This is a genomic window from Arthrobacter sp. zg.Y820 (genome assembly GCF_030125555.1).
Classification (GTDB): domain Bacteria; phylum Actinomycetota; class Actinomycetes; order Actinomycetales; family Micrococcaceae; genus Arthrobacter_B.
Genome location: NZ_JASKLX010000013.1, coordinates 1 through 13,788 on the forward strand (window position 1 = coordinate 1; position 13,788 = coordinate 13,788).

Consider the following 13,788-nt stretch of genomic DNA (forward strand, 5'->3'; position numbering starts at 1 on the left):
CCCCCCTTTTGCCCCCCCCCCGATATGCCACAAGTGGCGCCCCCCAGCTCTGGGAAGCGCACTTTCTGCCATCTCGCGGGGGTTAACCGCCGGCAAAGGGCGGCAGGATGTCCACGGTGTCGCCGGGGGCCAGGACCATCGACCGGTCCCGGGCAGCGAAACCGTTGACCAGGAAGGTGCTGCGCGAGATCACGCTCTTCAGCGGGGGAGCGCCGGCCGGTGCCGTGGAGGGACGGGAACCCAGGAACTCCAGCAGGTCGTGCAGGGATTCGCCGCCGTACGCACTTTCGGAAGCGCCGTCGGGACCGGGGCCTGCGGACAGGATCTCTTCCTCCCGGCCGGAGGCCGCCTTCGCGGCACCAAAATATCGGATCAGCACTTAGCCGCCTATCGCGCTCATGGTCCGGTCCGGCTGCACATAGTCAGCGTCGCCCAGACCGGTATGGTCCATTCCGTGCGCCTTGGGTTTGCCCCACATCGCATCCTGCCAGCGGGCCGCCACCTCGGCGTCGCCCAGCTCCGGTGTGCGGAGCAGGCCCAGCAGGTCGGTTTCCTCGTGGGAGAACAGGCAGCTGCGGACCTTGCCCTCCGCCGTAATCCGGGTGCGCCGGCAGTCGGCGCAGAACGGTTCGGTGACGGATGCGATGATGCCCACGGTTCCGGCCACGATCTCCGGAGCGGCGCGGCGCCGAACCTCCCAGCGCTCGGCCGGGGCGCCGTCGCGCCGGCGCGGATCGGGGGTGAGGACAAAGTCGCGCTCGAGCCGGGAGCGGATTTCGGCCGCCGTGATCATGCCGTCCCGGGTCCAGCCGTGGTCGGCATCCAGCGGCATCTGTTCGATGAAGCGCAGCTCGAAACCCTGGCTGACGGCCCACTCGAGCAGGTCGGGGGATTCGACGTCGTTGATCCCGCGCATCAGGACGGCGTTGATCTTGATCAGGCCCAGGCCCACGCGCGCCGCCTCCTCGACCCCGGCCAGCACGCGGGACAGGAACGGACGCCGGGTCAGCTGCGCGAACGTGTCGGGATGCAGGGTGTCCAGGGAAACGTTGATCCGGGTCAGCCCGGCGTCCTTAAGGGCCTGTGCCTTCTTGTCCAGGCCCAGCCCGTTGGTGGTCAGCGAAATCGGCAGCTCCGGATGGTTGGCCCGGATTCCCGCCACGATGTCCACCAGGTCAGCCCGCACCAGCGGCTCACCGCCGGTCAGCCGCAGCTCGCGGACCCCCAACACGCTGACGCCGATGCCCACCAGCCGGATGATTTCAGCACCGGTCAGCACCTTGTCCTTCGCCAGCCAGTCCAGCCCCTCGGCGGGCATGCAGTAGGTGCAGCGCAGGTTGCACTTGTCCGTCAGCGACAGCCGCATGTCGCTGGCGCGCCGGCCGTACCTGTCCAGCAGGCCGTCGGAGGCCTGGACACCGGCAGCTGCGGCGGACCCGGGAACTGCCGAACCCTCGTCCGCGGGTCCCTCGACGGCGGGAGCATTTACTCCGGGCGCATTTACTTCGGGCGCGGCTGGTGGCCTGCCGGCAGACGGCGCAACGGCGGCAGTCCCGGTCAGCGGCGAGCCGATGGACGGCATTCCCAGCTGGATTCCCATGGGTCGAGGTTACGCCCTTTCGCGGTTAGGCTCTATCAATGCGTTTTATCAGTCGGTGCCGGCAAATCCTGGCTCCATCCGTTGTCCTGCTTGCCGTGGCGGCCGGATGCTCGGCGCCGGTGCCCGGGGATGCGTCAGCAACTCCGGAAGCACCCTCCATCACGGTATTCGCAGCTGCGTCGCTGACGGATGTGATCGCGGCCATGAATGAAGCCTACGACGGCGGCGGCCGACTGCGCACCAACCTCGGCTCCAGCGCCCAGCTGTCCAGCCAGCTGCTTTCCGGTGCCCCGGCCGACGTCGTGATCGCCGCCGATCTGGAAGCGCTGGACACGGTCCGGGACGAAGGCCTGATAGCGCGGGAGCGGGTGGTGGCCGGCAATACGACGGTGCTGGCGCTGGCGCCGGGCAATCCCGGCCAGGTGGCGGCGCTGGCTGATCTCTCCGAGAACCGGGTGCAGACAGCCGTGTGTGCGCCCTCGGTGCCCTGCGGCCGGGCTGCGGCGCGTGTCCTCGACGCCGCCGGGGTGGCCCTGTCCGGGGAGAGCCGCGAGGACAGTGCGCGGTCGGTCCTGACCAAAGTGGTTACCGGTCAGGCGGATGCCGGGCTGGTGTACCAAACCGATGCGCTCTCGGCTGCGAAGCAAGGGGTGACGTATCTTGAAGTGAGAGATCCAGAACCCAACCAGTACCCCGCGGCGCTGACCGCGGAGGGAGCAGAGCATGAGGCAGCTGTCCGATTCTACGAGTGGCTTGCAGGCGAGGAAGCCGCCGGAATCCTCCGCGACGCAGGGTTCCGGACTCCCGGAAGCTGAGCCGGCGCGGAAGGGCCGGCGGGGCTCCGGGAACGCCCGTCCATCGGTGGCCGGAAGGGCCGTCGGCATGACCCGCGGCGCCCGGGCCACCACCCCGGCCTGGCTGTGGGTTCCCGCGTCGTTGGCGCTGCTGTTGTGCGCCGGCCCGGTGGCGGCCCTGCTGCTGAATGTGCCCTGGACTTCGCTCGGATCCCTGCTCTCGGCCTCCGAAGCCCGCACCGCCCTGGGTCTCTCGGTGGCGACCTCCGTGGGGTCCACACTGATCTGCGTCGTGCTGGGACTGCCCCTGGCCGTGCTGTTCAGCAAGCTTGCCGGCCCGTGGATGCAGGTGCTGCGAGGCATCCTGCTGATTCCGCTGGTGCTGTCGCCGGTGGTTTCCGGCATCGCCCTGCTGTACTTCTGGGGCCGTCAGGGTCTGGCCGGACGGGTGCTGGAATCCGCGGGACTGGGGGTGGGCTATTCGCCGGCGGCGGTGCTCATTGTCCAGGTGTTCGTTTCACTGCCGTTCTTCGTCGTGGCCTCCCTGAGCAGCCTGCGGGCTGTGGACCATGACCTGGAAATGGCCGCCGCCACCTCTGGCGCCGGGCCGACGGCCATCCTGCGCTACATCACCGTGCCGCTGGCCCTGCCGGGAATCGTGGTGGGAGCGCTGCTGGCCTTCGCGCGGTCCCTCGGAGAGTACGGCGCCACCATCACCTTCGCGGGGAGCATTGAGGGACGCACCCGCACCCTTCCGCTGCAGATTGAGCTGAGCCTGAATTCCAACCAGCCCGAAATTGCGCTGGGAATCTGCCTGATCCTGATCTCGTTGTACCTCGTGCTGCTGGCAATCGCCCGGTTTGGCATGGGGCTCCTGTTGCCGCGCTGAGCTGCGGCACCACGCGGTTCCTCCCACCCGACCACCCGGTTCCTCCCACCCGCACCAACAGAAACGAGCGGCATGAACGGCACAGCCCGGAACGTTACCCTCTGGGCGGCTGCGGCGGGAGTCGTTGCGATCGGCCTGGCCGTGGCCGCCGGAGAGCTTTCCGCCGCCTTGCTGAGCCCGTCGCTGTCGCCGGTCAGCGCGGTGGGGTCGGTGGTCATCGACGCCATGCCCGCACCGGTCAAGGACTGGGCGATCGGGCTGTTCGGCACCGCTGACAAGGCTGCGTTCCTGGTCAGCATGGCAGCGGTGATCGCGGTCATCGCCGCGGCCGCCGGAATCCTGGAGCTGCGCCGCCCGCCCGCCGGCGTCGTCATTGTCTCCTTGTTCGGGGCCGCCGGGCTGGCAGCCGTGCTGACCCGGGCGCAGATGAGCGTGCTGTCGCTGGTGCCGCCGCTGCTGGCCGCCGGAGTGGGCATCCTGGTGCTGCGGGCCTTCCGCGCCCGCATTCTCAGCTGGCGGGACGCATCGCCGGGCGAGGCGGGTGCCCGGCGGCGCGACGTCCTGTTGACGGTCGGCGGCGGTGCCGCCGTCGGCGTGGCGGCGGGAGCACTGGCCGGCGCGTCACGAGCGGGCCAGATCAATACCGTGGCCAGCCGGGCCGGCGTCGTCCTGCCGGCTGCGGCCCTGCCGGCGGCACCGATCCCGGCAGGAGCGGAACTCGGTATCAGCGGGCTGGACCCGGTGCTGACTCCCGCGGCCGATTTCTACCGGATTGACACGGCGCTGAGCGTGCCGCTGGTCGACCCGCAGCAGTGGAGCCTGAAAGTCACCGGACTGGTGGACCGCGAAGTGGAGATCAGCTTCGCCGAGCTGCTGGCCAAGCCCCTGCAGGAAAGCCATGTCACCCTGGCCTGCGTTTCCAACGAGGTGGGCGGCAGCCTGATCGGCAACGCCAAGTGGCTGGGATGGCCGGTGCGGAATCTGCTGGCCGCGGCCGGTGTCCGGGACGGCGCGGACATGGTGCTCTCCACCAGCCGCGACGGCTGGACGGCCTCCACCCCGCTGGAGGCCCTGACGGATTCCCGCGACGCCCTGCTGGTCGTGGGCATGAACGGGGAACCGCTGCCCCTGGAACACGGCTTTCCGGTGCGGCTGGTGGTGCCGGGCCTGTACGGCTATGTTTCGGCAACCAAATGGGTCACCGAGCTGAAGGTGACCCGGTTCAGCGACGACGCGGCGTACTGGACCGATCGGGGCTGGACCGAGCGCGGTCCCATCAAACTGTCCTCCCGGATCGACACCCCCGCCAACGGCGCGTCGCCGGACGCCGGAGCCGTGACCGTCGCCGGCATGGCCTGGGCGCAGCACACCGGGATCCGCGGGGTGCAGGTAAGGGTCGACGACGGCGGCTGGTCGGACGCGCGCCTGGCCAGCGGCATTTCGGCGGACACCTGGCTGCAGTGGTCGGCGGTCCTGGACCTGGCGAAGGGGGACCACACACTGACCGTCCGGGCCATCGATGCCAACGGGCGGGAACAGGACGAAATCGTCCGTCCGGTGGTTCCCGACGGCGCCACCGGGCTGCACACGATCCGCCTCGCCGTCCGCTGAGTTCCGCTCCGGAGCGCAACCCGTGCCGGCCCGAAACCCCATGCGCTAAGGTCGGTCTGTGACGATCTCCACTCTGGAAGGCACCGTAAACTTCCGCGACGTCGGCGGCCTGCCGCTGACCGGTGGCGGCACAACCGCCCCGGGCGTTCTCTACCGTTCCGACGCGCTCAGCGCCCTCACCCCGCGCGGGCTGGAGTCCCTGGCCCGTTCGGGCATCGAGGTGATCGCTGATTACCGCACCCCGGCGGAACAACAGATGGCACCGGACCGGCTGCCGCCGGCACGGGCCTTCACCACTGTTGGTTTGCCCCTGTTCGAGGGAGCCTTCAGCGGGTTCGCCCAGGATGAATTGCAGCGCGCCAACCTCGCGGGCGATTCCGCCGCGGCAGCGCAGGCCGTCAAAGCCGCAGTGGCCAAGCTGCCCACCCTGGCCGGGATCTACGCCGGGATGCTGCGGGACGGGGGCGCTGTGTTCGCCGAGACCGCCCGCCGGGTGGCAGCGTCTCCGAACGGCTCGGGCACGCTGGTGCACTGCACCGCGGGCAAGGACCGCACCGGGGTGGCCGTTGCATTGATCCTCAGCGCCGTCGGCGTCGAACCGGAGGCCGTGGCAGCGGACTATGAGCGCAGTGAAGCAAACCTCGCAGGGGAATGGACGGACCGGATGCTCGGCATGATAGCCGGCATGGGCGTGCCGATGACTGACGACGTCGTCACCCTGGTCACCCGTGCGCCCCGGGATGCCATTACCGCCGCGCTGGAGTGGGTCTCCGCACAACACGGCGGCGCCGCGGAATATCTGCTGGCCGGCGGACTGTCGACTGCCGAACTGGAACTGCTGGGCCGGCGGCTGCGGGCACGGCCGTGACCCGAACGGTTGAGGAACACCAACAAGCCGTCCTTCGGCTGCTGGAACGCCCGCAAGCACCCGTGCGCACCGAAACCCGGGAGCTGGTGCGTGCCGCAGGGCGGGTCTTGGCAGCGGATGTTCGTGCGCCGCGGAGCCTTCCGCCCTTCGATAACTCGCAGATGGACGGTTATGCGGTCCGCGCCGCGGATCTGGCCGCCTCCGGCGCCGCGGCTCCGGTCTGCTCCGGCGGCGCAACAGCCGCGCTGCCGGTCACGACGCCGATTCCCGCGGGGATAGCGGCCCCGGCGCTGCCGCCGCGCGCCGCCGCCCCGATCATGACCGGGGCCATGCTGCCCGCCGGTGCGGACGCCGTCGTGCCCATCGAACGTGCCGTGCCCGCGGCCTTCTTTTCCGAACGGGAACTGCCCGGAGCCACCGTTCGCCTTCCCGCGGAAGTGGCCGCCGGTGAATACGTCAGGGCAGCGGGCAGCGACATCCGTGCCGGTGCGGTGGCGCTGACGGCGGGAACGCGGCTGGGCGCAGCCCAGCTGGGCCTGCTGGCGGCACTGGGCATTCCGGCTGTTGAGGTTCGTGCACCGTTCCGCGTACTGCTCCTCAGCACCGGGGACGAAGTGGTGGAACCCGGCCGGCCGCTGGCGCCGGGGCAGATCCACGACGCCAACACCACGCTGCTGGCCGTGAGCCTGCAGGAAGCGGGCGCCGAGGTGGTCCGTTCCCGGATCGTTGCCGACTCGCCGGAGGTGTTCCTGTCCCGGCTTCGCGACGATCTGGCCCGGCACGCCGTGGACCTGGTCCTGACGTCCGGAGGAATCAGCAAGGGCGCCTACGAGGTGGTGCGGCTCGCCCTGGACACCGACGGCGTGCAGTTCCTGTCCGTGGCCATGCAGCCCGGCGGACCCCAGGGGATCGGGACCGTGGACGGAGTGCCGTTCCTCGGATTCCCCGGCAACCCGGTGAGCTCGCTGGTGTCGTTCGAGATGTTCCTGCGGCCGGCGCTCGGGACGCTGACCGGCCGGCCCGCGCCCCGCCCGCAGGTCCCTGCCCTGCTGGCGGAGGACGCCGTCAGCCCGCCCGCCAAGCACCAGGTGCGGCGCGGCCGCTACTTCCCGCCCGCCGAACCCGGTGCCCGTGGCCGGGTGGAGCTGATCGGCGGGGCCGGCTCGCACCTGGTCCATGCCCTGGCCTCCTCGAATGCCCTGGTGCACCTTCCGGCCGGGGTGGAAACGGTTCCGGCCGGCGCGGAAGTGGCAGTATGGCTGTTGGACTAACCGCATCCGCAACAAGGAGTATTTTCATGACCGGCACCGACGGGCAGCAGCCCGGGCTTACCCACGTCCGTGAGGACGGCTCCGCCCACATGGTGGATGTCTCCGCCAAGACCGAGACCACCCGGGTCGCCACGGCCTCCGCGCGGCTGCGGACCACCGCCGAGGTCGTGAAGCTGGTGTCCGACGGCGGCCTGCCCAAGGGCGACGCGCTGGCCGTGTCCCGGATCGCCGGGATCATGGGTGCCAAGCAGACCTCCACGCTGATACCGCTGTGCCATCCGCTGCCGCTGACCAAGGTGACCGTGGACTTTGAGCCCGGGGACACCGACGTCGTCATTGTTGCCACGGTCAAAACCAAGGCGCTGACCGGTGTGGAGATGGAAGCCCTGACCGCCGTTTCGGTGGCGGCGCTGACCCTGTACGACATGATCAAGGCAGTGGACAAGCACGCCTCCATCACCGACATCCAGGTGCTCGCCAAATCCGGCGGCAAGAGCGGAGACTGGGCGCTATGAGCCCCCGGCCCGCAGCGCCGCAGCAGCCGCCCCGCCGCACGGCCGGCGTCCTGATCGCCTCCACGCGCGCAGCCCGCGGCGTCTATGAAGACGAGTGCGGGCCGCTGGCCGCCGACTGGCTCTACGCCCTGGGCTTCGACGTCGTGCTGGCCGAGGTGGTGCCCGACGGCCCCGCCGTGGGGGAGTCGCTGCGGAAAATGCTCGCCCTCGGACCGGCGGTGATCCTGACCAGTGGCGGAACCGGGCTGTCGCCCACTGACTCCACCCCGGAGCAGACGCTGCCGCTGCTGGACCGGCAGGTTCCGGGCATTATGGAGGCGCTGCGCGCCGACGGCCGCACCAAGACCCCCATGGCCGCCATCAGCCGCGGCTACGCCGGCACGGCCGGCTCCACGTTCATCGTGAACCTCCCCGGTTCACCGGGAGCCGTGGCGGACGGGCTTGCGGTGCTGGAACCGATCATCGGGCACATCTGCGGGCAGATGGAGGGACGCAATGAGCACTGACCGCAGCGCACGCGGGGGCGCCGCAGCCGGCGCCTCGGAAGTGGTCAACGCGACCGTCTCGGACCTGCCGCTGAACGCCGACCACGCCTCCGGTGCCGCCTGGTCGCCCGAGTGCGGTGCCGTGGTGGGCTTCAGCGGCATTGTCCGCAACCACGACGGCGGACGCGGCGTCGCGAGCCTGGCCTACAGTGCGCATCCCTCGGCGGAGCAGGTCATCGCCGACGTTGCGGCGGATATTGCCGGCAGGTACGACGGCGTGCGGATCTGGGTCGGGCACCGCACCGGTCCGCTGCAGATCGGCGAGGCAGCGCTGGTGGCTGCCGTGGCCGCAGCACACCGCGGGGTTGCCTTCGCCGCCTGCTCGGAGCTGGTGGACACGGTCAAGGAACGCGTTCCGATCTGGAAGGAACAGGGCTTCAGCGACGGGACCTCCGAGTGGGTGGGTGTCAGCGACGCTCCGCAGTGACCGGTAATCTGGGGATATGACTGAGCAACTCGCCGTAGCGGTCCTCGGGGCCGGCGGCCGCATGGGATCCGAAGCCGTCCGAGCCGTCGAAGCGGCGCCCGACCTGAAACTGGTGGCCGCCCTGGGCCGCGGGGATTCCCTCGAGACGCTCGTCTCCGCCGGCGCGCAGTACATCGTGGACCTCACGGTTCCGGACAGCACCGAAGCCAACGTCCGCTTCGCTGTCGAGCACGGGATGCACGCCGTCGTCGGCACCACCGGCTGGGACGCGGCACGACTGGACCGGCTCTCCGCGCTGCTGGAGGCCCATCCCGGCACCGCAGTGCTGATTGCCCCGAACTTCGCGCTCGGCTCGGTGCTCGCCACGGCGTTTGCCGCCAAGGCCGCCCGCTACTTCGAGTCGGTGGAAGTCATTGAACTGCACCACCCGGACAAGATCGACGCCCCCTCCGGCACCGCGGTGCGCACCGCGCAGCTGATTGCCGAGGCCCGCGCCGACGCCGGAGTGGAACCGTCACCGGATGCCACCACCAAGGAAGTTCCCGGTGCCCGCGGCGCCGACATCGACGGCGTGCGCGTCCACGCCGTCCGGCTGCGCGGTCTGGTGGCGCACCAGGAGGTGCTGCTCGGCGGTGCGGGGGAGCAGCTGACCATCCGCCACGATTCGTTTGACCGGGCATCCTTCATGCCCGGCGTCCTGCTGGGACTGCGGAAAGCCGCAGCCCATCCCGGCCTGACCGTCGGTCTTGACGGCTACCTCAACCTGAACGACTAAGGAACACGTTGTCTTTTTTTACCGGGCTTTTCCGTAACAAAGCCAAGATCGGCGTCCTGCTGATCACCGTCCTGCTGGCTTTCTACCTGGCGATTGTCTTCCAGCGCGGCTGGACCCTGCTGAACGCCGATGAACTCAGCGCGAAGGCACTCGGCGTGGCGTACCTGGTGCTGCCGATCGTGGGCGCGTGGGCACTGATCCGCGAGCTGCAGTTCGGCGGGCGCACCGAGAAGATGGCGCACATCCTCGCCGACGAGGGCGGACTGCCGGTGGACAACCTGCCGCGCACCCCCGCCGGCCGGATCATCCGGGAAGCAGCCGACGCCGAGTTCCCCAAGTACCAGGCCGAGGTTGAGGCCGAGCCGGAGTCCTGGCGCGCCTGGTTCCGGCTTTCCTGCGCATACGACGCCGCGGGGGACCGCAAGCGCGCCCGCAACGCCATGCGCCAGGCCGGCAAGCTCTACACGCCGTAGCCCGCTCCTCAGAGGGACCCGGCGGGCTACTTGCCGGTCCGCGACCCGTGCCGCGCCAGCTGCGAGGCTCCGTGCGTCACCATCTCCAGCGGACCCCGCGACCCGAGCCGGACGAAGGCGATGCCGATGCCCGCCGCCAGGACGGCCGAAATCCAGAACAGCCACACCGGCTCCGGCGGTTCCGGCAGCGCATCGGTAACGGACATGACCCAGACGTGCAGGCTGTACAGGGTCAGCGTCATGGCGCCGGCGGCCGAGAGCGGCAGCAGCAGGTTCGGCCGCGCGCGGGTCAGGAGCAGGCACACGCCGACGACGGCGGCCGCGATGCCTGCGCTGTGCAGCAGGTCCAGCGGGCCGCCCGAGTGCGGCCCGCTCACGGCCAGCCACCACCAGGAACCGGTCTGCTCCACACCGGCCAGGTTCACGTCCATCATCCTGGCCAGCGGCCAGAGGCGGCCGGATGCGGTCTCCTCCAGGGCGGCCAATCCGCCCCGGTCGAACAGCAGGTAATAGCTGAGGAACTTTGCTCCGGCGGCGGCAACAATTCCGGCGGCAACCAGCCCAACCTGGGCCGTGATCTCGCCGAGCCGGAGCCGTCCGATCACCATCCCGATCAGCAGGTAGCTCAGCCACTGCAGCGCCGGATAAAAGCCGGTAAAGAGCACGTCAACCAGCAGGGTCGCCGGCTGCAGGAAGGACTCCCACGTGATGTTCGTGTCCAGGGTCGACGGGTCGATGGCGGCGTAGATCCACGGCCGGACCAGATAGGCCAGCACGGGGGAGAGCAGCAGCCAGACGACGGCCCAGAGCGCGAGCTTGGGCAGGCGCATACCCACGAACGGCAGTGCCAGCAGGAACAGGATGCCGTAGTGGAAGAGGATGACGGCGATGGAGGTCTCCAGACCGCCGAGCGCCAGGCCCACGAGCGCGATGATCAGCGCCCGCATCGCGATGCCCCGCCGATCCGCTGACAGCGCCCGTCCGGACCGCGGCTGGCTGCCGCCGGTGAGCAGCGCGAGGCCTATGCCGGCCACCACCGCGAACAGTGCCGAGGAGCGTCCGGAGAACACCAGGCCCACCCAGGACGGCTCACCGGTCTGCTCGTCGTAGAGGGGAAAGATGTGGGTCGCCATCATGCCCAGAAGCGCTGCGCCCCGGGCCGCATCGATGCCCGTAAGCCGCCGTCCGATCATGATCTGATCGTCTCACAGCGGAGGCGGGCGGCGTGCAGTGCACTTCAGGCCCCGATCGGGCTCCGGCGTTGTTCCAACGGCGCAGGGACCGGGTAACGTTTTACCCATGGTTGACTCTGATACTCGTGTACTCCCGTTTGGAACCCTCGTCACGGCAATGGTGACACCGTTCACCGAGGACGGAGCCGTGGACTTTGACGCCACGGCGAAACTCGCCAACAAGCTGGTCGAAGACGGGTGTGACGGCCTTGTGGTTTCCGGAACCACGGGTGAAACCTCCACTCTGGAGGACAGCGAAAAGGAAGACCTGTTCCGCGTCGTCGCCGAAACCGTGGGAGGCCGCGCCAAGGTCATCGCCGGCACCGGCACCAACCACACGTCCCACTCGGTGGAGATGGCCCGCCGCGCGCTGCGGGCCGGCGCCGACGCCCAGCTGGTCGTGACGCCGTATTACAACAAGCCCACGCAGGCCGGCGTCGTCGGGCACTTTGAAGCCGTGGCCGCTGCCACAGACCTGCCGATCATGGTTTACGACATCCCCGGCCGCGCCGGCATCGCGATCTCCACCGACACCATGATCCGGCTCGCCAACATTCCCGCCGTCATGGCCCTGAAGGACGCGAAGGCGGATTTCGCCGCCATCACGCAGGTGCTCGCCAACACCAACCTTGACGTCTACGCCGGCGACGACGGCCTGACCCTGCCGTGGATGGCCGCCGGAGCCGTGGGCGTCGTCAGCGTCACCGCCCACGTGGCCACCGCGCAGTTCCGTGCGCTGGTCGACGCCGCCGCCGCCGGAGACTTCGCCACCGCCCGGCGGATCCACTTCGAACTGGACCCCCTGGTGCGCGCCGTCATGACCCACATTCCCGGAGCCGTCTCCGCCAAGCAGATCCTGGCCATGCAGGGAGTCATTCCCAGCGCGGCGGTCCGGCTGCCGCTGGTCGCACCGGACGCCATCGAAATGGAAACCGTCCTGACGGATCTGGCCGAGGCCGGCTGGGACTTCTCCTCGACCAGCTCCTACGACAAGGCATAAGCACCATGACTGAAACCGCAGTCTCCGCGCTGAGCACCCCGCCCGCCCTGGAAGAGGGCACCCTGAGGATCGTTCCCCTCGGCGGCCTCGGCGAGATCGGCCGCAACATGGCCGTCTTCGAAATCAACGGCAAGCTGCTGATCGTGGACTGCGGCGTCCTCTTTCCGGAGGAAACCCAGCCCGGTGTTGACCTGATCCTGCCGGACTTCTCCTACATCGAAGACCGGCTCGACGACGTCGTCGGCCTGGTCCTCACCCACGGCCACGAAGACCACATCGGTGCGGTGCCGTACCTGCTGCGCCTGAAGCAGGACATTCCGCTCATCGGTTCCCAGCTGACGCTGGCGCTGATCGAAGCCAAGCTGCAGGAACACCGGATCAAGCCCTTCACCCTCACCGTCACCGAGGGACAGGTGGAGCAGTTCGGCCCGTTCGAATGCGAATTCGTGGCCGTGAACCACTCCATTCCGGACGCCCTTGCCGTGTTCATCCGCACCGAGGGCGGCACCGTCCTGCACACCGGCGACTTCAAGATGGACCAGCTGCCGCTGGACGGACGGATCACTGACCTGCGCGCCTTCGCCCGGCTGGGCCAGGAGGGCGTGGACCTGTACATGGCCGATTCCACGAACGCCGACGTGCCCGGCTTCACCACCGCGGAGCGGGAGATCGGTCCGGTGCTGGAGGCGCTGTTCGGCAAGGTGAAGAAGCGCATCATCGTGGCGTCCTTCTCCTCCCACATCCACCGCGTGCAGCAGGTGTTGGACGCCGCGGCCGTGCATGGCCGCAAGGTCTGCTTCGTCGGCCGGTCCATGGTCCGCAACATGGCCATCGCCGAAAAGCTGGGCTACCTCAACGTGCCCGCCGGCATCCTGGTGGACCTGAAAAACGTTGACGACATGCCCGATGACCAGCTGGTGCTGATGTCCACCGGATCACAGGGCGAGCCGATGGCCGCCCTGTCCCGCATGGCCAACGGCGACCACCGGATCCGGGTCGGCCGGGGCGACACTGTCATCCTGGCCTCTTCCCTGATCCCGGGCAACGAAAACGCCGTCTTCCGGGTCATCAACGGCCTGATGAAGCTGGGCGCCGACGTGGTGCACAAGGGCAACGCCAAGATCCACGTCTCCGGCCACGCCTCGGCCGGCGAGCTGCTGTACACCTACAACATCCTGCAGCCCAAGAACGCGATGCCGGTGCACGGCGAAACCCGGCACCTGATCGCCAACGGCAAGCTGGCCGAAGCCACCGGGGTGCCCGCGCAGAACGTCATCCTGGCCGACGATGGCACAGTGGTGGACCTGCGCGACGGCAAGGCCCGGGTGGTCGGCGCGGTGGAGTGCGGCTTCGTCTACGTGGACGGCTCCAGCGTCGGCGAGATCACCGACACCGACCTCAAGGACCGCGTCATCCTCGGCGAGGAAGGCTTCATCTCGGTCATCACCGTGGTCAACCGCAGTACCGGCACCATCGTCTCGGGCCCGGAAATCCATGCCCGCGGCTTCGCCGAAGACGACGCCGTGTTCGACGAAATCAAGCCCAAGATCAGCGCCGCGCTGCAGGAGGCCGTCACCTCCAACAAGGACCACACCACTCACCAGCTGCAGCAGGTGGTCCGCCGGGTGGTGGGTACCTGGGTCAACCGCCGGCTGCGCCGCCGGCCCATGATCGTCCCGGTGGTCCTGGAGGCCTAAGCCGTCCAACTCCCGGGCACCCCGCCGGGACCGGGTGCCCCGGGGGCCGGACAGACGCGTAAATCCGCGGTTTGTCCGGCCCCATCGGGTA

The 13,788-nt window shown here is 69.3% G+C and carries 15 protein-coding genes; 12 read left to right on the top strand and 3 right to left on the bottom strand.

Annotated elements, in window-relative coordinates:
- Window positions 1–82: 82 nt before the first annotated feature.
- A complete protein-coding gene (locus QNN99_RS15115) occupies window positions 83–379 on the bottom strand; it encodes a MoaD/ThiS family protein (RefSeq protein ID WP_229967598.1) in 297 nt (98 codons plus the stop codon).
- Window positions 380–1,600 carry a GTP 3',8-cyclase MoaA gene (moaA, locus tag QNN99_RS15120; protein WP_229967600.1) on the bottom strand — a complete coding sequence of 407 codons (1,221 nt, stop codon included), beginning with the start codon at window positions 1,598–1,600 and terminating at the stop codon, window positions 380–382.
- A 38-nt stretch (window positions 1,601–1,638) separates the two neighbouring features.
- Here moaA and modA point away from each other — a divergent pair, with 38 nt between their 5' ends.
- From modA to QNN99_RS15170, 10 genes are all read left to right on the top strand, one after another.
- Complete coding sequence (modA, locus tag QNN99_RS15125) at window positions 1,639–2,415, top strand: molybdate ABC transporter substrate-binding protein (protein WP_229967601.1); 777 nt, start codon at window positions 1,639–1,641, stop codon at window positions 2,413–2,415.
- 67 nt (window positions 2,416–2,482) lie between these two features.
- Window positions 2,483–3,283 carry a molybdate ABC transporter permease subunit gene (locus QNN99_RS15130; protein ID WP_229967603.1) on the top strand — a complete coding sequence of 267 codons (801 nt, stop codon included), beginning with the start codon at window positions 2,483–2,485 and terminating at the stop codon, window positions 3,281–3,283.
- A gap of 72 nt (window positions 3,284–3,355) precedes the next feature.
- Window positions 3,356–4,894 carry a molybdopterin-dependent oxidoreductase gene (locus QNN99_RS15135; RefSeq protein WP_229967605.1) on the top strand — a complete coding sequence of 513 codons (1,539 nt, stop codon included), beginning with the start codon at window positions 3,356–3,358 and terminating at the stop codon, window positions 4,892–4,894.
- A 58-nt stretch (window positions 4,895–4,952) separates the two neighbouring features.
- Complete coding sequence (locus QNN99_RS15140) at window positions 4,953–5,762, top strand: tyrosine-protein phosphatase (protein WP_229967607.1); 810 nt, start codon at window positions 4,953–4,955, stop codon at window positions 5,760–5,762.
- Window positions 5,759–7,033, top strand: a complete 1,275-nt coding sequence (locus tag QNN99_RS15145) for a molybdopterin molybdotransferase MoeA (protein WP_229967609.1) — start codon at window positions 5,759–5,761, stop codon at window positions 7,031–7,033. The genes QNN99_RS15140 and QNN99_RS15145 overlap by 4 nt, the downstream gene beginning before the upstream one ends.
- A gap of 26 nt (window positions 7,034–7,059) precedes the next feature.
- The gene (gene moaC, locus QNN99_RS15150) at window positions 7,060–7,548 is read left to right on the top strand and encodes a cyclic pyranopterin monophosphate synthase MoaC (RefSeq protein WP_229967611.1); all 489 of its coding nucleotides are present in this window, start codon (window positions 7,060–7,062) and stop codon (window positions 7,546–7,548) included.
- Window positions 7,545–8,054: a MogA/MoaB family molybdenum cofactor biosynthesis protein gene (locus QNN99_RS15155; protein WP_229967613.1), complete on the top strand. Its 510-nt coding sequence runs from the start codon at window positions 7,545–7,547 to the stop codon at window positions 8,052–8,054. The genes moaC and QNN99_RS15155 overlap by 4 nt, the downstream gene beginning before the upstream one ends.
- Window positions 8,044–8,520: a molybdenum cofactor biosynthesis protein MoaE gene (locus tag QNN99_RS15160; RefSeq protein WP_229967615.1), complete on the top strand. Its 477-nt coding sequence runs from the start codon at window positions 8,044–8,046 to the stop codon at window positions 8,518–8,520. Before QNN99_RS15155 ends, QNN99_RS15160 begins: the two co-directional genes overlap by 11 nt.
- Before the next feature lie 16 nt (window positions 8,521–8,536).
- The gene (gene dapB / locus QNN99_RS15165; protein ID WP_229967617.1) at window positions 8,537–9,295 is read left to right on the top strand and encodes a 4-hydroxy-tetrahydrodipicolinate reductase; all 759 of its coding nucleotides are present in this window, start codon (window positions 8,537–8,539) and stop codon (window positions 9,293–9,295) included.
- Window positions 9,296–9,303: 8 nt separating this feature from the next.
- Window positions 9,304–9,768 carry a hypothetical protein gene (locus QNN99_RS15170; RefSeq protein ID WP_229967619.1) on the top strand — a complete coding sequence of 155 codons (465 nt, stop codon included), beginning with the start codon at window positions 9,304–9,306 and terminating at the stop codon, window positions 9,766–9,768.
- A gap of 26 nt (window positions 9,769–9,794) precedes the next feature.
- On the opposite strand, the gene QNN99_RS15175 is transcribed toward QNN99_RS15170, so the two are convergent.
- Window positions 9,795–10,961 carry a heparan-alpha-glucosaminide N-acetyltransferase domain-containing protein gene (locus QNN99_RS15175; RefSeq protein ID WP_229967621.1) on the bottom strand — a complete coding sequence of 389 codons (1,167 nt, stop codon included), beginning with the start codon at window positions 10,959–10,961 and terminating at the stop codon, window positions 9,795–9,797.
- A 106-nt stretch (window positions 10,962–11,067) separates the two neighbouring features.
- On the opposite strand from QNN99_RS15175, the gene dapA reads away from it, so the two are divergent.
- Window positions 11,068–12,000 (top strand): 4-hydroxy-tetrahydrodipicolinate synthase, encoded by a 933-nt coding sequence (gene dapA / locus QNN99_RS15180; RefSeq protein WP_229967622.1) that lies wholly within the window; start codon window positions 11,068–11,070, stop codon window positions 11,998–12,000.
- 5 nt (window positions 12,001–12,005) lie between these two features.
- Entirely contained in the window at window positions 12,006–13,697 is a 1,692-nt protein-coding gene (locus QNN99_RS15185; RefSeq protein WP_229967623.1) for a ribonuclease J, read from the top strand.
- Window positions 13,698–13,788 lie beyond the last annotated feature (91 nt).